General features: G+C 65.0%; 16 protein-coding genes. 10 read left to right on the forward strand and 6 right to left on the reverse strand.

All coding sequences use genetic code 11. From position 1 onward, the window contains the following. Nucleotides 1–118 precede the first annotated feature (118 nt). The 4 genes from MST3598_RS00260 (at nt 119) to MST3598_RS00275 (ending at nt 5,253) form a co-directional block, all read left to right on the forward strand. Nucleotides 119–304, forward strand: coding sequence for a hypothetical protein (locus tag MST3598_RS00260; RefSeq protein ID WP_157749837.1), 186 nt, complete (start codon nt 119–121; stop codon nt 302–304). After that, complete coding sequence (gene xrtR / locus MST3598_RS00265; protein ID WP_096359291.1) at nt 294–950, forward strand: exosortase R; 657 nt, start codon at nt 294–296, stop codon at nt 948–950. Before MST3598_RS00260 ends, xrtR begins: the two co-directional genes overlap by 11 nt. A gap of 1,212 nt (nt 951–2,162) precedes the next feature. Further along, nucleotides 2,163–2,807, forward strand: coding sequence for a helix-turn-helix domain-containing protein (locus tag MST3598_RS00270; RefSeq protein ID WP_172889110.1), 645 nt, complete (start codon nt 2,163–2,165; stop codon nt 2,805–2,807). Nucleotides 2,808–2,955: 148 nt separating this feature from the next. Next, complete coding sequence (locus MST3598_RS00275; protein WP_096359295.1) at nt 2,956–5,253, forward strand: vWA domain-containing protein; 2,298 nt, start codon at nt 2,956–2,958, stop codon at nt 5,251–5,253. A 1,311-nt stretch (nt 5,254–6,564) separates the two neighbouring features. Here MST3598_RS00275 and MST3598_RS00285 read toward each other — a convergent pair. Then, nucleotides 6,565–6,909 (reverse strand): hypothetical protein, encoded by a 345-nt coding sequence (locus tag MST3598_RS00285; RefSeq protein WP_096359299.1) that lies wholly within the window; start codon nt 6,907–6,909, stop codon nt 6,565–6,567. A 291-nt stretch (nt 6,910–7,200) separates the two neighbouring features. On the opposite strand from MST3598_RS00285, the gene MST3598_RS18325 reads away from it, so the two are divergent. Together MST3598_RS18325 and MST3598_RS00295 are read left to right on the forward strand one after the other, a co-directional pair. Continuing rightward, a complete protein-coding gene (locus MST3598_RS18325; protein ID WP_157749839.1) occupies nt 7,201–7,842 on the forward strand; it encodes a hypothetical protein in 642 nt (213 codons plus the stop codon). 81 nt (nt 7,843–7,923) lie between these two features. Beyond that, complete coding sequence (locus tag MST3598_RS00295) at nt 7,924–11,130, forward strand: Ig-like domain-containing protein (protein ID WP_096359303.1); 3,207 nt, start codon at nt 7,924–7,926, stop codon at nt 11,128–11,130. A gap of 295 nt (nt 11,131–11,425) precedes the next feature. Here the strand turns inward: MST3598_RS00295 and MST3598_RS00300 are convergent, their stop codons facing one another. From MST3598_RS00300 to MST3598_RS00310, 3 genes are all read right to left on the reverse strand, one after another. Next, nucleotides 11,426–12,562, reverse strand: coding sequence for an ATP-binding protein (locus tag MST3598_RS00300; RefSeq protein WP_096359305.1), 1,137 nt, complete (start codon nt 12,560–12,562; stop codon nt 11,426–11,428). Continuing rightward, the gene (locus MST3598_RS00305) at nt 12,562–13,197 is read right to left on the reverse strand and encodes a response regulator (protein WP_096359307.1); all 636 of its coding nucleotides are present in this window, start codon (nt 13,195–13,197) and stop codon (nt 12,562–12,564) included. The genes MST3598_RS00300 and MST3598_RS00305 overlap by 1 nt, the downstream gene beginning before the upstream one ends. A gap of 797 nt (nt 13,198–13,994) precedes the next feature. Then, entirely contained in the window at nt 13,995–15,026 is a 1,032-nt protein-coding gene (locus MST3598_RS00310; RefSeq protein WP_096359309.1) for a DUF6414 family protein, read from the reverse strand. A gap of 458 nt (nt 15,027–15,484) precedes the next feature. On the opposite strand from MST3598_RS00310, the gene MST3598_RS00315 reads away from it, so the two are divergent. Both MST3598_RS00315 and MST3598_RS00320 read left to right on the forward strand, forming a co-directional pair. Next, the gene (locus tag MST3598_RS00315) at nt 15,485–16,054 is read left to right on the forward strand and encodes a hypothetical protein (protein ID WP_096359311.1); all 570 of its coding nucleotides are present in this window, start codon (nt 15,485–15,487) and stop codon (nt 16,052–16,054) included. A gap of 90 nt (nt 16,055–16,144) precedes the next feature. Continuing rightward, nucleotides 16,145–18,889 (forward strand): Ig-like domain-containing protein, encoded by a 2,745-nt coding sequence (locus MST3598_RS00320; RefSeq protein ID WP_172889112.1) that lies wholly within the window; start codon nt 16,145–16,147, stop codon nt 18,887–18,889. A 228-nt stretch (nt 18,890–19,117) separates the two neighbouring features. Here the strand turns inward: MST3598_RS00320 and MST3598_RS00325 are convergent, their stop codons facing one another. Both MST3598_RS00325 and MST3598_RS00330 read right to left on the reverse strand, forming a co-directional pair. Continuing rightward, nucleotides 19,118–19,510, reverse strand: a complete 393-nt coding sequence (locus tag MST3598_RS00325) for a hypothetical protein (RefSeq protein ID WP_096359315.1) — start codon at nt 19,508–19,510, stop codon at nt 19,118–19,120. Next, nucleotides 19,507–20,316 (reverse strand): metallophosphoesterase family protein, encoded by an 810-nt coding sequence (locus tag MST3598_RS00330; RefSeq protein WP_096359317.1) that lies wholly within the window; start codon nt 20,314–20,316, stop codon nt 19,507–19,509. The genes MST3598_RS00325 and MST3598_RS00330 overlap by 4 nt, the downstream gene beginning before the upstream one ends. 186 nt (nt 20,317–20,502) lie before the next feature. Here MST3598_RS00330 and MST3598_RS18490 point away from each other — a divergent pair, with 186 nt between their 5' ends. After that, nucleotides 20,503–21,243 (forward strand): hypothetical protein, encoded by a 741-nt coding sequence (locus MST3598_RS18490; protein WP_231924903.1) that lies wholly within the window; start codon nt 20,503–20,505, stop codon nt 21,241–21,243. After that, on the forward strand, nt 21,236–22,378 hold the full coding sequence (locus MST3598_RS00335) for a helix-turn-helix domain-containing protein (protein ID WP_172889116.1): 1,143 nt from the start codon (nt 21,236–21,238) through the stop codon (nt 22,376–22,378). The genes MST3598_RS18490 and MST3598_RS00335 overlap by 8 nt, the downstream gene beginning before the upstream one ends. Nucleotides 22,379–22,641 lie beyond the last annotated feature (263 nt).

Genomic DNA, 22,641 nt, shown 5'->3' on the forward strand with positions numbered 1-22,641 from the left:
ATTTCCGTGGTCGTTACGGCAGGACCACCCTGACGTCCCCACCCAGGGACGCGCGAGACCCGAACCCGCCCCAACACTCGCGGCAGTCCCAAGAGCCGTGAGGAGTCAGGAGATCCTCATGTATACCATCCCCTCTGCAGGAGGCGTCGTGCCCGGCGCGATCCTCGCGACCACGGGTGGAACCCTCACCGCCGTCGTCATCGGCCTGACCATTGCCGTGCTGTCCATCACCCTGGGCATCATGCTTGCTGTCCGTGAACGTCGGCGCCAACAGGAGCTGGAGGTGGCTCCCAGTGAGCGGTGACGTCACTGCGGTGGTGTCCGACACGCGCCGCGCGCAACGTGCCCTCTCCGAACCGCACCCGGTTCACCGCGTACCGGTGGCGCGAAAGATTGCCCACTATCTGGTCGGGCTGCTGCTGATCGCAGGCGGCATTGCCTTGATGGTGTCCGAAGGTGCGCTGCGAGAGTATGAAGCTCGTCTCGCGACCCAGATCGCGCACGCTACGTTCGCTCAGGACACGATGTTCGTGTGGAGCGCGGGAGAACCGGCGATTGGTTTCGCGGTCGCCGATTCTTGGTACGTCGCGAGAGTCACCGTCCAATGCGCTATTGCCCTCTATCTCGGACCCATCGCGATGCTCGCAGGACTGATGGCTTTCAGTGTTCGTCTGCGGTTGAACCGCATCCTGCTCGCCGCGGTCATCGGTCTTACGGGAATGGTCCTCCTCAACCAGGTGCGGCTCGTCGCGATCTGCTTCGCCTGGGGGACCTGGGGCCGGGACGGTTTCCACTGGTTCCACGGCCCCGTGGGTACCGCAGTGATGCTGCTCGGAATCGCCGGTGTGCTGATCACTTTCTTCCTTGTGGTCGTTCGAGGGCAGCGAACGGTCGCCGTCGCCCGCCCGGCCAAGGAGACCGCTCCTGACGTCGCTGTGGACAAGCTGTAGGGCACCGGGGGTCCGATGGGCGGCCCGAGCCAGAACGGCTCGCGGCCCACACCCCGGACGGCCGTGAACGATGGCGCGGTCCTCCGGCTGCCATCTGAACCTCCAGCACGCCAGTCAGCACTCCGACGCGGTTCATCCACGCTGGGGTGCTGCCGGCGTCTCGGCCTCGCTCATTCCCATTCCGCATCGGCACGCCGGTGCTGGTCCCGATGCGGGCGCGCGCTACCCGCACGTCCGATAGGCGCCGCCGTCCCCGAGCGTTGTGCCCCCGCGCTGCCTGGTGTCGCGCACAGCCGCTGCAGTTTCCACCGCAGCACACTGAGATTTCGCGAGACCACACCTAACACGTATGGGCTCGGACTCGCGTTTTATAGAGTCGATACGTCGCGGGCTGTCTCCGCGTGCGTGACGCGGCGCTTCTCGAGCCGCCCAGCGGGTGCGTTCTCGAGCCGGGAGCCGAAGACGCGTGTTGTAGCTGTTTCACCCATCTCAACGGGCGCCACGTCGGAAGTGAGAGGCGTTGCAGCGGTCGAGAACTCAACCGAAGGACCTACACCCGTGGATGACCCTCCTGTTCCCCCCCCCATGCTGTGAACGGGAATGCGCGCCGATACACGCGATGGCTAGCAATCGCCGCAGCCGGAGCTCTCGTCGCCGCGGCCGCCATCACCGTCACCGTTGTCGCAGGACTCTGTCCCATCCCGGGCTGACTGACGATGCGGGTCCCCGCTTCGTGCGGGATGCTCAACCCGCTCCCCGCCCCGCTCGGGGCGAGCGGATGACACTGCCGACGTTGCAGTGGCGCGCTGCCCTCGGCGTGCGATGAGCGACGGGGTGGGTCCCTACCTTCCGCCAGGCAGACAGATGACAGTTGTCGCGTCCTGACCTCGCACTTCGTGCCGCTCGACCGCTAGGAACAGAAGGATTGTCGTGCGTCCGGGTAGAAGCCGATACAGAGCGCCGTTTTCGCGGGAGTCCATCCGACTGGATGGCTCACACGGGGGCGACGGCGGGCCGGCAGGAAAGGAGTATTTCCGGAGCGCCCGCGTCCATCTTCGGCCTCTTCGTCACGATGACAGTGTCGATACGCAGCTCGCCCATTTCCCTCGAACGACCTTTGGGTTCGTGAGGTCTTCACGGGTGGGGGCGGTCTGGGCGCGCGACGGCGATTCCCGGTCTCGTGTGCTGCTGATCATGGTCCGCTCTGGGCGGATGAAGACTGACACTGCCGGGGCGGTGGTGCGTCGCGGGATGAACGCGGTGCTCGTGCTCCCCGGGCGCAATCCGGTGACGTTGTCAGTGACGACGTCTCGATGCGAGTTCGTGTACATCAGCACGGACATGGACGCCCTCCCTCCTTCGGCGATCACACTCAGGGGTGATATCACGGCCGCACCGATCTCCTGGGAACGTCTGGCGCCGCTGTACGCGTTTGTCCGAGCCGCCTGTATGACGGCTGTCGTGACCCGTAACGACCAGAATCTCGACGTGCTGTCCAGCCCGGCGGGCGAGATCGTCGCGTCGCTTCTGCGGGCGATGGTGCATGATCTCGATTGCCGCGGGGGACTGGTCGGTGGGGCTCGGGAGGTCATTCGCCGCCATCACACGGACGCCAACCTCACGCCCTCCCTGGTGGCAGAGCGGTTGGGGGTGTCGGAGCGGACCTTGCAGAGAGCCTTCGCGGTCGAGCGCACCGGAGTTCAGGAGGAGCTACGTCGTGCACGCGCAGGGCGAGCCAGGCGGCTGGCACGCGTGTACCCCCACCTCACCCGCGCACAACTCGCGGAGCTGTCCGGATTCTCGTCGCTATCGGCCCTGTATCGAAGTCTGGTCGACGACACCACCACCACGCAGTGAAAAGGTCTCGTCGTGGCGTCATCTCCCGCCAGCGCACTGTCAATTGCCGACACCGTGCCGAAGGCCAACGTGCCTGGTGCTCTACTGAAGTCGCATGCCGGGGCAGTCGCTGTGCCCGCTGGGCATCGCCTGAAGACAAGGAGAATTCGTGCGAATCGTGTACTCACGGAAACGGCTGGCCGCGCTCGCGGTTGTTCTGGCCCTGATGGCGACCTCCGTCGCCCCGATGCCCGCTGTGGGGGCGGAGTCGACATCGCCCGCCGTGATCGTGGTGAAAATGGGCGGGGATCGGCAGCAGGACGGCACGGTGTCCGGTGCACCGGGAGTGGAGTTGTCGCTGTTCAACGCCGGCACAGGCAATAGCGGGGACGCCAACAGTTCACGGCAGGGCGATGCGGGCCCCCGATACGAGTACCCGTGGGCAACGTGCGTGTCCGATGCTGAAGGGCTCTGCCGGTTTGAGATCCCCCTTCGTGGGGGTGAGCCGTCCCAGACCGGCGTTCCGGAGGACACCCGTTTTTGGGTCCAACAGAGCGGTACCGATCCACAGGGGTGGTACTCCAACCGCGTTGCCCGCTTGGGCGGGTTTGGTGCGTCGCCAGAGTACAGCTGGGAGTATCGATTCCGGACGGGGAAGGAGCTGCGCGCAGGTGTCACATACTGGTCTGATGCTGTTCCGACCGCTGAGCAGGCGCGGGATGCTGACGATGGCTTCATGTCGAACCGCAGCGATTCGGTCCAGGAGGGTGCCCCGTACCAGAACATTTCCCGTTCGACGGGGGTATGGAACCAGTCACGAGCGAACCCGTCTCTGGAGAAGACGTACTGCGGTCTCGACATCGCGCTGGTTGTCGACACATCTGGCTCCCTGAACCAGCCGGGCATCTGGGAGACACGGAAAGCCATCGCGGGGTTCGTTGACGCGCTCGAGGGGACACCCTCCCACCTGTCACTCTTCTCATTCTCGAGCGACAGCCCTGGAGCTGGTGCGAGTAACGCGCCCGACCGTTACCCTGTCGCTACCGCCGAGCAGGCGGCCGTGTTCAAGGCGCTCTCGGCGAAGTGGAACGCGAATGGCGGCACGAACTGGGATCGCGGGCTTGCCGCAGCCGCCAACTCCAGCAACCATTACGACCTCGCCATCATGCTCACTGACGGCAACCCCACCATGTTTGGAACACACCCAGCCCCGGCGGCAAGCGCGTACAACTCAAACCAAGACATCGACGCTGGTGTCTTCTCCGCGAACCAGCTGAAATCGCAGGGTACGAGGGTTATTGCGGTGGGTGTCGGGGAAGGGCTCACAGCCGCGAGCGAGGTGAACCTCCGCGCCATCACCGGACCGCTCGAAGGATCCGACTTTTTCCGTGTCGCGACATTCGCGGAACAGGGAGCCATTCTTCGACAGATCGCTGATCAAGGGTGCGAGGGGAGCGTCGAAGTACAGAAGATGCTCGTCCCCGAGGGCGGCAGCATCACGGACGCTGCCCCTGCGCCCGCGGGCTGGCAGTTCGCCGCGACCAGTGAGACAGCCGGGGTGTCGCTCGGGGAAGAGACTACCGTCGACACCGACGCTGAGGGTCGAGTGATTTTCGGAATGCGGTTCGCTGGAGACACGACCACTGGACCTGTCCAGATCTTCGAAACCCAGCAACCGGGATACGAGATTTTCCCGCAGGAGGGCAGTAACGCCACCTGCGTCAACGCCAACTCGGGGCTGGCCGTGCCGACACGCAACAGTGGCGATGCGGCATCTCCGGGATTCATCGTGGACACCCATGTGGACGATCTGATCCGATGTGTTGTGTTCAATACGCAGGTTGCGGTCGAGTCGCCCACGCGCCTCTCCGCCCGCAAGACGGCCTCCCCCAGCACAGGGCATCCTGTAGCCCCCGGAGAGCCGATCCATTACACGCTGACGTTCGAGAACGTCGGGACCGAACCTGTCGCAGTGGACCACGTCGATGTGCTCGCTGGAGCTCTCGACGACGCGACGCTGACCGGCGCTCCCGTCGTGTCGAACCCCGCGTTGACGGCCAGCGCCGTCGGTGACGACGAGTCCTTCGCGATCACGGGGACCCTCGCTGCCGGGCAGGCAGTGACCGTGTCCTACAGCGTCCTGGTTGACGTGGCGCCGTCCACTCGTGGCGACGGCAGTATCGTCAACCTGCTGCTTGCAGGCGATGAACCCCGCCCGGACACGCCAGTCAGCTGTGACGCAGAGGAACTCGACACGGTCGGATGCACGCAGCACAGACGTGACGGAGCCGGCTCCACTCCACCGTCCCCGCCCACAACGCCATCCTCGCCGATGGGATCACAGCCAGGCGAGACCACGGCTGGGGTGCTGGCTGGCACGGGTGGGCTGGCGCCGAGTGGGCTGGTGCTGCTTGCGCTACTCACGCTCCTCGGGGCGAGCACACTGCGTCGTCGACGCCGGAGCTGACGAAACGCACGGCACGGGGTCGCGTCGCGTGCCGCCGCCCCGCACCATACGTCAGGTGCGGAGGCGGCGGACGTAGCGCGTCGACCGATGACTACACCCCGGTTGCGTCCCGGCGAGGTGCGTGTCGAGTACTAGGCGGGGGCACAGAACGGGGTGGTGGTTGGGTCATCAACCGGGGACGTGGGCGAGGACCCAACCACCGCTCGTGTCGGCGCGGATGCCCGTTGCGTCGATACATCCAGGTCCCCACGCCTGGATGACCATCATCTCGCCTTCGCGTGCGTGCGGCAATTCTTGCTCAGGAATCGACGGCCGCTCGTGAGATGCGAGGGGGCCCGGGGGTGGTGCGAGACGGCCCGAGGGCGTGGCGGGCACAAGGAGAGGTGGTCAGGCGTGTGACGAAGCCGAGGTCCCGCGAGTTCACAAAAGCTCCGGCCGGCAGCAGCGCCTGAATCGCGGTGCGCAGCGAACCGTACTCAGAGACGGTCGCACTGTGCGCTCCTTTTTTCAAGGTGGCGAACCGCTCCCCGTGGCGCCAGACCGAGCCCAGCGGGTACGGATCCCGGACGGCGCGTCCTCGTCGGGGTGGTTCGATGGCGACGAGTCCGAGCTCATCGATGACAATTTCCCCGACGGGCCTGTCCGGAACCTCCTGATTTCTCACCGCGCGGCCGACGACCCTCCCAGCGGGCGAACAGAACGATTCCGAATCCCACCCGAGGTGGCGGAGCACGCGCTCAAGTGCCTCCCTGCGGGATGACATCGCCGGTCCAAGCGGCACTGTTCCGAGGTCTTGTGCGACCCACAGGTCTGCGTCGCGCTCGACATAGCCGACGCGATGAGCGAACTGGTTGAACCCGGCCAGGCGCCCGACCTGGGGGAGGTCGCCCGGGAAGACGTACACGCGTCCGCACCCGGTCACGAGAACATCTCTCATGCAGCAGGGGGCGGGATCAACGGTTCCCCCAGCGGGACGGGACCCTGTAGTAATCATCTGACTCCTCAGCGTTGCTAAACGCCAACCCTAGGTACCGCGGTGTCGCCGTTCGCCGCTAACGCGGGTAGATGCCGTGCGCGATCTCTCGACATCAGTACACGGCGTGGGCGGTGAGGCAGTCCGCGGCTTCATCCCCGCGCACCGTGCCCCTGGGAACCACTTCCTGTCCCCTCGAAGGTCAGCGCGGGCACTGCGGAAGCCGTTGTGGGCAGAAGGTCGACCGCTCAGCGGGAGCGGACCACCGATCTGTCGTCACGAGGAGGTGGTGGCGCGCGCGGCGCATATCGGAGGGTTCTCGCAGGATCGTCGTCGGTTCAGGATGAGTGCGGGGGTGCTGAGAATGTCACTGGCCGTGGCAGTTGTAGTTGGAACTCTGCGGGATCGACGGAGATGACGGCCACGAGGCCGCTGTTCATCATCCCGGCACGCAGGAGCCGCACGAGACGCACGGACGCGCCCGTCGCGTGCGCGACTTCTTCCGGGGTCTGCCGGGAGGTGCCGTTCTCATCGGCGCCGGCTGCTTCAGCGTTGATGACGGCGTCGACGACATCAACGGGTACATCGAACCTTGTGATGGCGACCTCATTGGCGCTCCGAGCGGCAGCAGATCGTGCGGCAGCGATCCACTCCTCACGGGTGGAGTACTCGGGAACCGGCATAGACGGAAGCTACCACCGTCGATCCTCGGTCCGCCATGGACCGGGTGACCTGGTCGAACGCTGAGGTGCTCGTGGTCGTACATCGGGCTGGCGACCACGGAGTGGGCTGGCACGTACGTGTGGGGCCGCACGTGCACGGTTTGGACGATGCGACACGGAGCTGGCAATGCCTTACACGGGAGTTTGAGTATCTCGGCGGGGGAGATGCGCCCTGCAACCTAACTTTGTGAAATCGGAGCAAGAACGTCACGGCCCGAACCGTTGCCCGCCACAAACCCAGGTTGGAAGACCATGTCACCGATCACTCCCACACCGGATATCCCCACCGCCCACCCCGACGAGGCTGCCACTCCAAGTGAGGCGGCGACCGAGCCGACGCGCATCCGGCTCGGCGCGAGCATGGCCCGAGCGAAGGCGTGGCTGCCGGCGGCGGCTTGGACTGCCGGGCTCGCAGTTGCGGGTATCGCAGCGCTCGTGTTCGCCCCTGCCGTCCGTGCTGTCGAAGCACGAATAGCGACCTGGCTCCTCGGGGCGACGTTTGCGGAAGACTCGATGTTCACCACCGTCGCGGGAGAGCCGGGCATCGGCTACCAGATCGCCGACGGATGGCTGGCCATGCCCGTCACGACAGCGTTGTCTGGCGCATACGTGCTCGGAGTAGTCCTCCTCATCACCGCAGCCCTCCTCTTCATCCCCCGCCTCCCCCGCCGCGCTGCCCTCACCGTCGGAGCCGCCGGCACGCTGCTCACAGCTGTCATCGTGCAGGCCCGGCTGCTCACCATTGCGATCATCTGGGGTGAGCACGGCATCAACAGCTACTACGACGCGATTGCCTGGACCGGGATCGTCGTCTTCGTGCTCGGGGTACTCGCGTGCATCGGCGCGTACTTCTTCATCACTGTTCAGCGCACCCGCGCGATCACCACTGCATAACGCTCCCTCTTCGCGGAGGGTCACTCCGCGATGGCGCCCCACAAGCGCCGTGAGGGAAGATAACCGAAGGAAGGTCTGAGCATGTCGCTCAAGAAGAATCGAAAGCCGTACCGCGCGCTTGTCGCCGTGGGAACCCTGGGCGCGTTGAGCCTGAGCTCCCTTCTCGCAGTCGCTCCTGCCAGCGCGGCCACACCCGCGAAGGTAGGACACCCGGGCGCGAGCGTGACGCTCAACGCCCCGTTCAACGGCATCCCCAGCCAAAGCCCGCTCGGTCCGATCAAGATCGTGTTCAACTTGGACAACGGTGCCACGTTCAAATCGAATCAGAAGACGGTGCCTGCGCAGACGTATCAGACCGGCAACTGGATCAGCTCCCAGGCAACGGCCACGAACTGTGTTCTCGCTCTGAGCGACACGCAGATGTCCTGCGACATCAACTACCCGGCGCAGACGTGGCCCACCCACAGTTCTTACCGGTGGAATCCCGTGGCGGTTGTGCCGGTCGGTGCCGCGGGCGGCACGATCTACAACATGACGACATCGATGACCGGTGCTCGCAACCAGGCTGCGTTGCCCGACGCTATGGAGGCAGCCGAGGCTCCGACCGTGGTCCTTTCTCCCAACGCTGACGCGACCATCGCGCACGTCGGTGAGATCATCACGGGTACGGCATCAGCGGGATACGAGGTCGTTCTCTCAACCGCGGGTGAAGGCGTTGTCGGCACCGGAATCGCGGACGACACGGGTAACTGGACCATCCCGGTCAGTGTTCCGCTGTCTGAAGGTCCGACCATCATCAACGCTACGGCGGGTGCGAACACTGCAAGCCGTTCCTTCCTGGTCGCCGCAGCGCCGCGCGCAGAGGTGGTCGTCACGACCCCGGCTGCGGGTGCTGAGCTCCCCAAGAAGGACATCGTCTTCGCCGGTGTCGGCGAACCCAACGCGGTCATCGAGATCCGCAATGACAAGGGTGATGTTCTCGCCACCGGCACAGCGGACGACCAGGGGAACTGGACGGCGACACTGCCGGGTCCGCTCACCACCGGCAACCACACGTTCACGGTCGTCGACACTCACAAGAACGGCCCCAGCACGCAGGTGTCCTACGATGTCGCTGCGGACGCGTTGAAGGTCCTGTCGCCGCAGGCCGACGAGGTGATCGGCAAGTCCGGTGTCGTCGTGGCCGGTACGGCAGAGCCCGGTGAGACCATCCAGGTCAAGGATGGCAACGGCACGGTCGTCGCCACCGGAACCGCAGACCCTCAGGGCAACTGGTCGGCAACGATCACCGGCCCGCTGTCGGCGGGAGCCGGAAGCCTCACCGTCACTGACGGTCTCGGCAACACGATCTCCATGCCCGTCACCGTGGACAGCGACGCGCTGACCGTTGCCTCCCCGGCTGCGGGCACCACGCTGGGCAAGACCGGTATCGAGTTCGCCGGAACGGCAGAGCCCGGGACCACGGTTGAGATCAAGAACAGCAAGGGCGAGGTCATCGCGTCCGGCACCGCAAACGCTCAGGGGAACTGGACGGCCACCGTTGCCGGTCCGCTCGTCGCAGGAGAGACAACCGTCACCATCACTGCGGGCGACAAGACCGTCGAGCGCACGTACATCGTCGCGACCGATGAGTTGGTCATCTCCAGCCCTGCACCGGGCGCGACGGTCGGGAAGACCGGTGTTGAGTTCGCCGGTACCGCCGAGCCCGGCGTCACCATTCAGGTGAAAGACGACGATGGAGATGTGATCGCCACCGGCGTCGCGGACGCCGAGGGCAACTGGACCGCCACGGTCGACCGTTCGCTGCCTGCAGGCAGCGGGATGTTCACCGTCACCGACGGTGAGCGGACGGTCGTCGTCTCCGGCGTCATCATCGCCACCGACGACCTCGTCATCACCAGCCCCGCCCAGGGCGCCACGGTCGGCAAGACCGGCGTGCAGTTCGCCGGAACGGCTGAGCCGGGAGCGACCGTCCAGATCAAGGACAGCAACGGCAAGGTCATCGGCCTCGCCACGGCGGACAGCGAAGGGAACTGGACCGCCACGATCCAGGACAAACTCGCGACGGGAGACAACACGTTCACCATCACCGATGGGGAGCACTCGTTCACCTACGACGTGAACGCTGCTGCCGACGAGCTCGTCATCTCCACCCCGGCGAAGGGCGCCACGGTCGGTAAGACCGGCGCCGAGTTCACCGGTACGGCCGAACCTGGAGCCACCGTCGAAATCAAGAACGCCAACGGCGACGTGATCGCGACCGGTGTTGCCGACGCTGAAGGGAACTGGTCCGCCACACTGGACGGCAAGTTGCCCACCGGCGACAACACGTTCACCATCACCGACGGGGACCAGACGATCACGTTCGACGTGACCGCCGCTGCAGACCCGGTCGTCATCACCTCGCCCGCTCCCGGATCGACCATCGAGACGACGGTCCCCGCATTCGCAGGAACTGCGGAGCCCGGCGCCACGGTCGAGATCCGCGACGCAGACGGCAACGTCATCGGCTCCGGCACGGCTGACAGCGAAGGAAACTGGACCGCACCGATCACGGGCACCCTACCCGAGGGCGCAACCACCATCACCGTGTCCGATGGCACCAACGACACCAGCTACGACTTCACCGTTGTGAAGCCGGACGCGCCCATCCAGGATGTCGTTATCACCTCACCCGCCCCCGGTTCCGAGATCAGCACCACGGATGTGGTGTTTGAAGGTACCGCAACCCCCGGTGTGACAGTGGAGATCAAGGACGCGGACGGCAACGTCATCGCCTCTGGCACCGCTGACGCTGAGGGCAACTGGACCGCACCGATCACGGGCACGCTCCCCGAGGGCGCAACCACCATCACCGTGTCCGATGGCACCAACGACACCAGCTACGACTTCACGGTCGTGAAGCCGGTGGCGCCGATGGAAGACCTTGTCATCACGTCCCCCACGGACGGCTCGACGATCAGCACCACCGATGTGGTGTTCGAAGGTACCGCCAACCCTGGTGCGACCGTTGAGATCAAGGACGCCGACGGCAACGTCATCGCCTCGGCAACTGCCGATGATCAGGGAGCATGGGCTGTCACCGTTCCCGGCCCGCTCCCCGAGGGGAAGACCACTCTGACCCTCACCGACGGCACCAACACCGTCACCGTGGAATACCTCGTGACGGACGACGAAGAAGGCACCCCGATGCTGAACTCCCTGGGTGGTGCGGCAGCTGCGGGCCTCATGCTCGGACTCGGCGCGCTGGGGCTGCGCCGTCGCAAGGCAGCGGAGGCCGTGGCTTAATCGCCACACCCCCCTGAGTGGGTGGAGTCGCTATCGATTCCACCCACATACGCAGACAGGCAACTTCCACAGAGTGGAAGTTGCCTGTCTGCGTATTGCAGTTCGCTGCCCGTGCTGCGCGCCGACGACGGCACACAGCGTACGTTGCGCCACATCGGGGGTTTGCATCGTACGAGACAGGCGCCGTGGACCGCGGGCAAAGCACTCTCACGTCGAGTGACATTCGACCCCACCGATGCGGCCCACGTGCCGACTGTTAGAACAAGTCCCCAAGCAGCGAAGCTTCCTTGACCGCTTAACCACTCGTTACGAGCTCGAAGCGGAACGTCGTCATATAGAAGCCAGGGAAAGTGGCATCCTCGATGGCGTCTTGGGCGCAGGCGAGTCCGAGATGTAGCGAATCGGAGATCTGCTTCGCGGCAGCAAGGCCGATCCCCTGGCCAGCGCTCTCCGCGACGCGGGCTGCCTTCGCTCGCACTTTTGGCATGAAGATTCCGAGGACCTCGTCCTCTTCGATGCGCGGACCTAGCGACCGAAAGCGGACTTCGACGGAATGTGCCAGTTCCGTGAACTCGACACTCGCTTCGGAGCGCGCCGGAGCGTACTTCACCATGTTGTCGAGCAGCGCCTGGATGAGTGTGCCGATGGCGTGACCGTTGTAGTGAACTTGGCGGTGGGTAGAACCGAGGAAGATGCGGAGCTTTTTCTGCTTCGCCGTCCAGTCATAGATTCGCTTGTACTTCAGCACCAGGGGGTGCACCCCGAAGGTGGACTCCCCGCCCGCGGCGCGGTTCAACTCGTTGATGTACTGCAGGGAGTCCATCTTCAACACCATCAACTGGGTGGCGAAATAGATCGCGCCTTCGTTGTGGAGTTGCTCTGCGGCATCCTCGGGGCTGAGCTTCGGGAGGCGTTCTCGGAGCAGAGCTTCCGCGTACCCCTTCACCAGCTTCACCATCTGCATGAAGTCGTGGCTCTGGTTCAGATCGTTCTCGGCGTCACGTCGGAGCTGGGCGGCGACGGCCCGTTGCATCTCCGGATCCGACTTGACCGCGGCCAATGCAACCTCGCGGCCGGCTTCGAAGCTGTCGACCACTCCGGGGCCGAGGGCGCGCACCACGTCTACGGAACGGCGAACCCGGGCCGAAGAGACATGGCGGTTGCGTTCCAGACGGATCCGCCGCTTCGTCCTCGTCGTCGGGTTCGGGAGGTCGGGGGCGACAACGCCGGCGAGGACACGGTCACGGTCGATACGTGCGTAGGTCAGGCCGAAACGGCACTGTCTTGGTGCACCGTTCTCGGTCGTCTCGTCGAGCGTGCACTCCCGGGTGGGGCACCGCCGGCAGTCCGCGTGCACCTCGAACAGCGACCCGTCGCTCAACGAATCGTCTGCGATGGTCGGAAACGGGAACAGTTTCCACGCGTCTGACATCACACGCTCCCTGTCAGGACCTTGATGCCCACACCGATCACGAATGCCGCGACCTCACGCACGTGCTCGTTGCCGAGAGTCTTAGATAGGTATGACTCGAGGGGCGCGATGTTGCCAGTGCGGAGTGCCTTCAGAGCCAGGGGTACGGCTTTCGGGGCCTTTGCCGCGTCTGCACCCAGGGTGAGGTTCATCGAGGCGATGAAATGGTCAGGGGAGGCACGCCGAACAAGAAGAGTGTCGATCTTCTCCCGGAACTCGAAGTACACACTCGACTTGTCCATCACCGCGTCCGCTTTCGCGAGCGTCACCGCATCGTTCACCGCCTGAGGCTTCGCGGAATACACGATGACGACCTGGGCGGGGTTCGTCTTCTTTATATGGTCGAGGATCCCGATGCCTTGACGTTCGGGGGAGTGCGTCATTCCGACGCCGTTGATGTCGAGCAGTACGAGCGCGTAACTGCCGTTGGTGAGACTGTCGGTATCTTCGACATCAGACCAGCGGGTCACATGGAAATGGTCGATCTCCAACTGCTTCTGATGCGGCCACTCCTGGTCATCGATGATGAGGATCTGTGCACGCTTACGCACCTCATCAAGCGAGGGGGCGACGAACGGCTTCTGGCGGCTGAACATGGCGACTCCGGATCTGCGGCAACACCGGCCAGGGCAGGTCGGGCTCCATCACTCAGCATATGGGAGGTGAGCGACGCACCCGTGAGGCAGGACGCCCTTGAGTCGGCAGGGGAGTACGGGTGCCGACGGCTCGAGTCGAGTGTCTATCGAGTGTGCACAGTGAGAGGGTGGGCGGGTGTGCGGATCGCCGTCGCGCCATCCACGAGCGCGATACCGCTCAACGCAAGACTTCGACGCACGTACGAGCAAGCTCCCAGTGATGCACTGACTTGGGATCAGCTTTTCAACTGATTCGGTCCACGATCCGCGCAAATCGTTCTCCAGCGCACGGGTCCTCCCGGTGTGGGCGGGGCACGCCGGGATGGTGGTGGTCAACTTGCTGTGCGGTCGAGCGACACCGACATCCGGATCATGCTCGCAAGAGTGAGGTAGAACACATGGGGCCCAGCGGTGCAGGCGGGACGCCGTCGAGACACGGTAGCTTCGCTGTGCTCACCCGGAGGCTGAGGCGCATGCACGACCGTTGTGTTCGCATCCAGGTGGTCGGGGGGCTCTTCGACGGTGCCGAGGTTGAGATGCCGTGGCGCACCCCTCCAGGGCTGGCGCTGAACTTGGTAGCCGAATCCGGGGAGGCGACGTATTCTCTCGTCGGAGTCGGCGAACAGATGCGGGTCGTTCCTGCATCGGGTATCCGGGGTGGTCGCTGACCCAGACACTACTTTGGGTGCGGTGCATCCCTGAATTCGTCGTCGGGCGCGGGCCCGTAACGCGCCGTGGCGGTGAGGGAGCGCCTCCCCCTAGCTGAAGATCGCAAGCGGCAGAACGCGAACTGACTTCCCGCGGACCCGGGAGTCCAGTTTCAGGTCGAGGAATTCCTCCGGGTTCAACCCGAGGACGGGGTCAGCGTCGGACAATGCGGAGCGCAACTGGCCGACGAGTTTGTCGAATGCGTCGGCGGAGAAGTTGCGAAGCAACTTGTTGCGAGCAAAGGTGGGGACATCTTCTTCAATCTCCGAGATCACCTTCCCGAAGACGGTGAACGTGCCGTCGAGGAGTCGGTCCGGGTCGCCGGCGATGAAGTGCTCGCGTTCGCAGACGGTGATCGCGGTCAGCGCAGGTTCGCGGGTGATCCGGCCGTAGTACTCACGGGTGCTCTCCTGGCGCGCGTCAGCGTGAACCGCGGCGGCAACGGCCCGAGCAAAAGCCCCCTTTCCTTCGGCTTCCACCCGCATCTTCTCGGCGTGCTCGCGGACCGCATCAACGCCGCGACCTACGGGGAATGAGTCTTTGTATTCACGGCGGACAGACCATTGAGCTATCGCGTCGACGAGGTCGGGACTGATGACCTCGAGCGCGAGGGTGAGTTCCACAGGGTCGAACGCTGTCGTGAATTCAACGAACGATCCGGGGGCGAGTGCTGCTGCGTCCTCTGCGGACGTCACACGATGCAGCTGTTGCGCCTCGGTGAGCTGGCGTCGCACGAGGTGCAGGTAGTAGGCCTGTGAGTAGACGAACTGCTGGCGTGCCGCCGTTCCCGTGGTCGAGGTCCAGCTGCCGGATGCGGACAGGTCACCGCTTGCTTTCACGTTCAGGGCGCCCAGCAGCGGAGCTTTTGCCGTACCGCCACCGGTGAGAGAACCGGATGATGCGACCGACGTATCGTCCCCCGCGGTGGTGGTGCTGTCGCGTGTCTCCTCGACGATGAGCGGCTGGCCGAAAAGTTGCTGCAGGACGCCTGCCACTTGATCCGAGTTCTGGTAGATCGTCGCGACGGGGACGGTTGCGGGTGTCCCCGTCGCGGGGCGGCGCAGCTCTTTCCTGGCAGTCATGCCCTCATAGTCCACCACGACACCAATGCAGGCCAAATCTGGCGCGGGCGGCGCTCGCGTGAGCGCAGGTCCGGCATCCGCGGCGTGGTGGGCGCGGTCGGCATGCCTGGCGCTCGTCACCGAGCCGGTTGGTTCTCGCCCTCACGGTCGACGCGCCCTCGTCTGAAACGGCCCCAGCCGACGCTGCGACGCCTGCACGTAGGGCCCGCAGGCGGTTCCGCGCGAACGAGAGCGCGCATACGGAAATCGCTCGCCCGCGTACGGAGGTCACCCCCGCTCATCTGATCGGGACGGTGAGCGACCGTACTTTCGAGAGTGTCAGATGCAGGTCGCACCCACTTCCAGGACCTGCCCGATCCAGGTTGGACTATGCACTTCTCGCGCGTACCCGAACGCTCTGTCTCGTCGCATCGCATGCTGCGTTCATATGACGCACCCCAGTCGGCTGGAGTGCGCTGATGACGACGGCACCTGTTGTGACCGCTCACCGTCTCGCCCGTCGTGACGTGTTCCTGCCCTCCGCGGTGATCCGTATCGCGGCGAGCCTGGGCCTGGTAAACGCGGGAATCGCCCTGATGGTTGTATCCGAATCGGTGCGCACCGTCGAAGCCCGCGTGTCCACGTGGGTGCTCGGAGCGACGTTCGCTGACGATTCCATGCTCACGAACGTCGCGGGGGAACCGGGCGTCGGATTCGGCATGGGTGGCGAGTGGTTCTCGCTGCCCGTATCAGCCGGCCTGTCTGGCTCCTACCTCACCGGGGCTGTCCTCGTCCTCACAGGGGCAGCGGTCCTCGTGCCAGGGATTCGACTTCGCTCCGTCGCCATCCTCGCCGGTATCGGGGTGAGCCTCACGTTCCTCCTCGTCCAAGCGCGTTTGCTGATCATTGCGACGACCTGGGGCATCCACGGCACACAGGCCTACCAGGACGCCGTCCACTGGACGGGCGTTGCGCTCTTCGTGATCGTGGCGCTCGTTTCTCTGGCCTGCTACCTCATCGTTTTCCCGTCCAAGCGCACCAACCCCTGAGGCGAGGTTCGCTCCCTGCTGTACCTGTTGGCCGTCCCGGTCACAGCGCCCCCACGCATACGTGCGTGCAACATGAAAGAAAGGTTGAGCATGTCGCTCACGAAGAAATCGAAGGCCGCACGCGTTGCCGTTGCTACTGGCCTTCTTGTAGCCCTCGGGGCCGGAACTGTCGGCCTTGCAAGCCCCGCCAGTGCCGTCGCCCCGTACGACAGGATGGTGAAACCAGGCGAGCAGGTTGCGATGACGACCTCTTTCGAGGGGACCACTCCCGCCGAGTACCAGCTGCACATGTCGACAATCGTCTTCGAGGTGGGAAACGGTGCCACGTTCAAGCCGAACAGCAGCGTTCCGGCTTCGTACTACAACAAGGGCACTGGCAAGTGGGTCGACGTGACGCACCTGTACGCGGGCAACTGCGTCACCGGCTCCGGAGGCACAACCCTGACCTGCGGCTTCCCATTCCTGCCGAAGGGGAGCGAGGCCAACTACCCCTGGAAGATGGGCAGCGCAGAGTACCGTGAGTACCTGCCCACGATTCTCGTCCCCTCGGGCGCGGCTCTTGGCACGAAGTACCCGGTGAAAGCCACAATGACGAGCACGGCTCACGCGACACGGTACGTCTCCGCTGAGGCAGTCGCGACTGTCGAGGCTGCCCCGCTCACCATGGCGACGCCCGTTGCGGGAGCGACTCTGCCCCACGTGGGCGGTGTCGTGACCGGAACCGCGTCGGCAGGCCACACCGTGACTGTCTTCAACATCAACGAGTCGCTCCAGATGACCGTTCTGGGAACCGGCGTTGCCGGCGCGGACGGAAAATACTCCGTGACGCTGACGACCCCCATGCCGGAAGGCCCCCGTGAGCTCCGCGTGGGTTCCACGGGCAAGACGGTCACGAGGAACGTCCTCTTCGCCGCCGCGCCGCGTGCGGAGATCGTGGTCTCCACTCCGGCCACGGGCGCGAAGCTGCCCAAGACCGACGTCGCTTTCGCTGGAACGGCAGAACCGAACGCCGCTCTCGAGATCCGCAACTCCCAGGGTGAAGTCCTCGCCTCGGGCGTCGCAGACGCCCAGGGAGCGTGGACGGCGAAGGTCGCCGGTCCGCTGGCGGCAGGCAGCCACACGTTCACCGTCGTCGACACGCACAAGAACGGCACCAGCACGCAGGTGACCTACGAGGTCGCCACTGACGCGCTGAAGGTGCTTTCGCCGCAGGCCGGGGAGACCATTGGCAAGAAGGGCACCCTGGTTTCGGGTACCGCTGAGCCCGGGCAGACCGTGCAGGTCAAGGACAACAACGGCACCATCCTTGCGACCGCGAAGACGGATACGTACGGTGTCTTCGTGGCGACCATCGCCGGCCCGCTGCCGGGAGGCGCCAGGACGCTGACGGTCACGGACGGCCTCGGCAACCAGGTCAACATCGATGTGAAGGTGGAAAGCGACGCTCTCACCATCACCTCCCCGACCGCCGGCGCGAAGCTCGGCAAGACCGGCATCGAGTTCGCGGGAACCGCGGAGCCTGGTGTGTCCGTCGAAATCAAGGACAGCAAGGGCAACGTCATCGCCTCGGGCGTTTCCAACGCTCAGGGCGTGTGGACAATGACCGTCACCGGTCCGCTGCCCGCGGGTGAGACGACTGTCTCGGTCACCGCAGGTGACAAGACCGTCGAGCGCACGTACACGGTCGCCACTGACCCGCTCGTGGTCACCACCCCAGCGCCTGGCGCGAAGATCGGCAAGACCGGTGTCGAGTTTGCCGGAACGGGTGAGCCCGGTGCCACCATCGAGATCAAGAACGACAACGGCGACGTCATCGCGACTGGTGTTGCTGACGTGGAAGGCAACTGGTCGGCAACGGTCAACGGTGCCCTCCCCGCAGGAAGCGGCTCCTTCACCGTCTCTGACGGTGAGCGTACGGTGACCGTGACCGGTGTGACGGTGGAAACGGATGCACTCATCGTGACCAGCCCCACCGAAGGCACCCCGGTTGCGAAGACCGGCACGGTGCTCTCCGGAACCGCCGAGCCTGGCGTGACCGTGGAAATCAAGGACAGCACCGGCAACGTCATCGGTATCGGAACAGCCGACAAGGACGGCAGCTGGTCCGCCACCGTGCAGGCGAAGCTCACCACCGGTCAGAACTCCCTGACCGTCACGGACGGTGCACACACCATCACCCACACGGTCACGGCTTCCGCTGACCCCGTCGTGATCACCTCGCCCGCCCCGGGTTCGGAGATCAGCGCGACCAACCCGGAGTTCGCGGGAACCGCAGAGCCGGGCGCAACGGTGGAGATCAAGGACGTGAACGGCACCGTGATCGGTTCGGGAACCGCCGATAAGGACGGCAACTGGAGTGCCACTGTCACCGGCACGCTTCCCGAAGGGGCCACGTCGATCACTGTCACCGACGGAACGAACGACTACACGTTCGACTTCACGGTCGTGGAGCCGGCCGCCCCGGCCGCGGACCTGGTGATTGTGTCCCCGGCGGATGGCGCAACCATCCCGACCACTGACGTGGTATTCGAAGGCACGGCAACCCCGGGCGCCACGGTGGAGATCACGGACGCGGACGGCAATGTCCTCGCTACGGCCACTGCGGACACCGAGGGTGTCTGGACGGTCACGGTCCCCGGACCGCTGCCCGAGGGAAAGAACACCCTCACGCTCAGCGACGGCACCAACACCGTCACCGTGGAGTACCTGGCCTCGGATGACGAAGAGGGCACCCCGATGGTGAACTCGCTCGGTGGCGCCGCCGCAGCCGGTCTTCTGCTGGGCCTGGGAGCCCTCGGCATCCGCCGACGCAAGACCGAGGAGGCAGCGGCCTAACCCGCACTGCTCACCCACTGTGGGGGAAGACCGGAATCGGTCTTCCCCCACAGTCATGCCCGCGCGCGCGAGGCACAGGCACACCTGCGACGCGCGTGGATGCCGGCCCCAGAGCAGCAACGTCACCGCGAGAGACGACGAGGCGACGCAGGTGGGTGTGTCCGGACGAACAGACGGTGTGGATGAAGGTCGAGGGCGAAAGGTGGTTTGTGTGCTCTGCACGGTGGATTAGCTGCTCCATGCCCACGCGTCGTGCCGGGCGTCGCGGAGCACATCGTCGAGGTGGCCGGCTCGGAGCTTGTCAACAGCGCTCGGTTGACCTTCGCCCTCGCCGTCGGGGAGTCGGGTGTTCAGCCATTGCGCCCAGGTCCATCGACCGGCGGTGCCGGTGCTCAGCACACGGAGAACCTCGCCCAGCCCCTGAACGGGGAGGCCCTGCCGGACTTGGAAAGCCGGGTAGAGCGTGACCCCGTCAGTGGAGGTGAGCTCGAGCACGTCGAGGCAGGCCGCAGCCGCGGCAACCTTCGCCTCGGTCCATCCGAGCGTGCGGGCAAGCGATGCGGTTGTGTAACAGGGGCCGATGATGTCGGCCCACGGGTTCGGTGATGGTGCGGTGCTCACTGCTCTGCAGCCTCCCGAATTTCGCGAATGCTGGGGGTGTCCATTCGCAGGGTGCGCATGTCGAGGAGTCCAAGGCTGCCTTGTTGATTGTTGCTGCCGAGACTCGCGACCCGGCGTCCGTCGGGTGTCATGCCCCCGCCGGCGACATGCATGTGTCCGTGCATCAGGAGTTCGGGTCGGACGGCGTCCCACACGTCGGCGACGCGGGCACGGGAGGCTGCCGAGTCCGCGAGCGCATCGTCGGGAAACCTCATCGGATTTGTGCGCAGTAGTTCACGCACGGCTGTCACTGGGGTGCGCGCGGGCGGCTCGTGGGTGAGCATCAGGTCTGCAGGCCCACCGGCGATAGCAACGGAGACGTGTTCGTCGGTGATGTCCTCATCGGGCCACCAGTTCACGCCTTCATGCCGCCACGCCTTGTCCACGGATACGGCACCACCGAGGGAAAGCACCTCTCGCCCTCCGACTGAGAGGCGGGCGGGGCGCGGAAGCAGCCAGGTGATCTGCGACACCCGGACTGCCCTGCCCGGGTGGGCGCGGAAGGTAGCGGTGATGTCGCCCCACGGTTCATGGTTGCCGAGAGTGACTATGACGCGGTCGATGCGCGTGGAGACGAAGGCCTCGTCCGTCGCTTCGGGATTCATCCACCAGTCCCCGAGCTGCAGGATGGTGGTCACATCGGGCGCGAGCGCCGGGAGCGCGCGAGCAAGCGTGCGAACCCACTCGACACTGCCATGCCAATCGCCGCACACCGCCACCCGCTGATCCGAAAGCGATATGTGGTCTGCCTGCTCCAAGACTCTCATCACGCCCCGTCTCCTCCGTCAGGATGTCAGCTTGCACCCGCGAGCGAGGCCCTGTCAAGCAGGCCTGTTGCAACACTATTCAGGCTGCGCTCCGTGCCTCGACCCGACACCACGAATGGGCATTATCCGTAGCTCGCGACGCGCTAACTGACGAAATCCTGTAGCTGGCTGAACCAGACTGCTACGGTGGTGGCAAACGAAAGGGGACTGGGGATGACTGGCGAACGGAAGAATTGGCGGGACGAGTTCGCGCGTGACGAGTTGAGTGCGTTGAGGTTTGCGCTTCCGGAAGGACTCAACGCGGCCCAAGAACGCTCGTCGCGCGCTCAGACGGAGTACCGAGACCCGAAGGGGCACAACTACATCTACGGCACGGGGATGGCGCGTGGGGCGCAGGACGAATGCCAGCAACGGTTGCAAGCGCTTCGCGGATACTCGGAGCGCCCTGTGCCGCGATCCACACGGGTGACGATGCACGTCGGTGAGCACCTTATCCATATTCAACGGGTGGGCAGGAGGATGCCAAACAACCACCTGCGAGTTCGCCTGAACTATATCTCCGAGGCTCGTCGAGACCAGCTGACCGACGCGAGCAGTGACGCGTTCGCTTCGCCCCCGCCGACTCCGCTGTTCGAGTTGCCGCAGGACGACATCTTCGCGACTCTAGAAGAGGCGGATGACATTGCTCGTTCCTCCGACGGAGGTGGCCTCTTCGTCGCCTATTTCAGCAGTACACCGTTTGCTCTCGGCCAGATGTACCTCGCCCCGGCGCAGCTTCACGGGAACTACCTCGAGTTCTCCGACCCGGAGCCGCTCGTCTACCGCAGGACAGGTGCGACGGAGAAGGCGGCGAAGCCGGCGGTGGCGGCGAAGCGGTTTGCGTCCGGAGAGCGTCCGCGAACCACGACCACGCTGCGCAATGAGTGACCCGAACGACAGCGCCCCACCGCGGGACCTCCTTGCCATCGCACGCGCATTCGATCCCGCGCGGCTCACGCAGGCGCGAAGAGTGAGAGGAATCTCGAAGACCGAGCTGCATCGTCTTGTCGGAGTGTCGGCGGCGGCCATCGGACAATACGAGCGGGGTGAGAAACGCCCGCGACCAGACACCGTCTCCACGTTGGCGATGGCGCTCGGGGTGCCCGCCGGGTACTTCGCCTACGGGAGACCGCGAGCGAAGGTGGAAGTCGCGGAGGCTTCCTTCCGCCGTTTGCGCTCGACGAGCGTCGCGCAACAGCAGCAAGCGACCGCGTACGTCGAGCAGGCGTGGGAACTCAGCCTCTACCTGGAGAAGCGTGTGGAGTTTCCCGCGCTGGATCTTCCCGCATGGGCGTCACCAGAATCGCAGGGCGCACCGGACCCGATCACCGCCGCGCAGCAGCTTCGGAGACACTGGGCGCTGGGCGTAGACCCCATCCCTCACCTGGTGTATGAGATCGAGCAGCACGGGATATTGACGCTGTTCTTCTCGATGAAGCAAGACCCCGACCTACCTGCGAAGAGCCGCATCGACGCGTTCTCCACGACCGCGATGCCCCGTCCGATGATTGTGCTCACCCCCGACAAAGCCGATGACGTGCTCCGGCACCGGTTCAGTGCCGCTCACGAGCTTGGCCACGTGGTGATGCATCACGGCAGACACGGCTCCGACGTGGACATGGAACGTCAGGCGAATGCGTTCGCTGCAGAGTTCCTCACCCCGCGTGACGTCATCAGGGATGCACTGCCCCGAAGGCTGAACATTGGCGTCCTCGAACAACTAAGCGAGGAGTGGGGCGTGTCGGTTCAGATGCTTCTGCGCCGGTCGCGAGACCTCGAAAGGATCTCGGACTCCACCGTCCGTCGCGGGTACATCACCCTGAACTCACTCGCTCGGCGTCCTCTCACGCTTGACGACGTGCCGAGCGAGCGACCCGAGTTGCTCCGGAACGCCATCGAGCTGCTCGGCTCAGTCGGCGTCGCGCTCGCGGACATTGCCCAGGACGTGCAGATGACCCCTCGACATGTCCGCCGGCTCGCGGGGATCGAAGTCGACGAACCGAGACTCAGTTTGGTGCGGTAGCCGTAACCGGTGTGACACCTCGGTGACTGCGGAGGTGAAGCGCGTGGTCGTTCTCCTTACGGACTGCATGGTGCTGAAATGGCTGCACCAAATCAAGTGGGCAAGTGCTGTCGCTACTTATTGACGCTCGGGCATGCTTTGGCTTCAGCGTGGTGCCAGAACTCAGCCAGGTTTACTACGTGCCGAGGACAGCCGTGGTCCGGCCGGCGCACGGTTCACTCGACGATTCCGGACGACGGTCCCGCGAAAGCGCTCCGAGGTTA

Origin of the sequence: Microbacterium sp. TPU 3598, from assembly GCF_002356155.1 — a bacterium.
In the GTDB taxonomy this organism is placed as follows: domain Bacteria; phylum Actinomycetota; class Actinomycetes; order Actinomycetales; family Microbacteriaceae; genus Microbacterium; species Microbacterium maritypicum_A.

Bases quoted from the DNA above. Each gene is read 5' to 3' on its own strand.
- MST3598_RS00260 (WP_157749837.1), top strand. From the start codon at position 119: ATGTATACCATCCCCTCTGCAGGAGGCGTCGTGCCCGGCGCGATCCTC.
- MST3598_RS00270 (WP_172889110.1), top strand. From the start codon at position 2,163: ATGAAGACTGACACTGCCGGGGCGGTGGTGCGTCGCGGGATGAACGCG.
- MST3598_RS00285 (WP_096359299.1), bottom strand. From the start codon at position 6,909: ATGCCGGTTCCCGAGTACTCCACCCGTGAGGAGTGGATCGCTGCCGCA.
- MST3598_RS18325 (WP_157749839.1), top strand. From the start codon at position 7,201: ATGTCACCGATCACTCCCACACCGGATATCCCCACCGCCCACCCCGAC.
- MST3598_RS00295 (WP_096359303.1), top strand. From the start codon at position 7,924: ATGTCGCTCAAGAAGAATCGAAAGCCGTACCGCGCGCTTGTCGCCGTG.
- MST3598_RS00300 (WP_096359305.1), bottom strand. From the start codon at position 12,562: ATGTCAGACGCGTGGAAACTGTTCCCGTTTCCGACCATCGCAGACGAT.
- MST3598_RS00305 (WP_096359307.1), bottom strand. From the start codon at position 13,197: ATGTTCAGCCGCCAGAAGCCGTTCGTCGCCCCCTCGCTTGATGAGGTG.
- MST3598_RS00310 (WP_096359309.1), bottom strand. From the start codon at position 15,026: ATGACTGCCAGGAAAGAGCTGCGCCGCCCCGCGACGGGGACACCCGCA.
- MST3598_RS00315 (WP_096359311.1), top strand. From the start codon at position 15,485: ATGACGACGGCACCTGTTGTGACCGCTCACCGTCTCGCCCGTCGTGAC.
- MST3598_RS00320 (WP_172889112.1), top strand. From the start codon at position 16,145: ATGTCGCTCACGAAGAAATCGAAGGCCGCACGCGTTGCCGTTGCTACT.
- MST3598_RS00330 (WP_096359317.1), bottom strand. From the start codon at position 20,316: ATGAGAGTCTTGGAGCAGGCAGACCACATATCGCTTTCGGATCAGCGG.
- MST3598_RS00335 (WP_172889116.1), top strand. From the start codon at position 21,236: ATGAGTGACCCGAACGACAGCGCCCCACCGCGGGACCTCCTTGCCATC.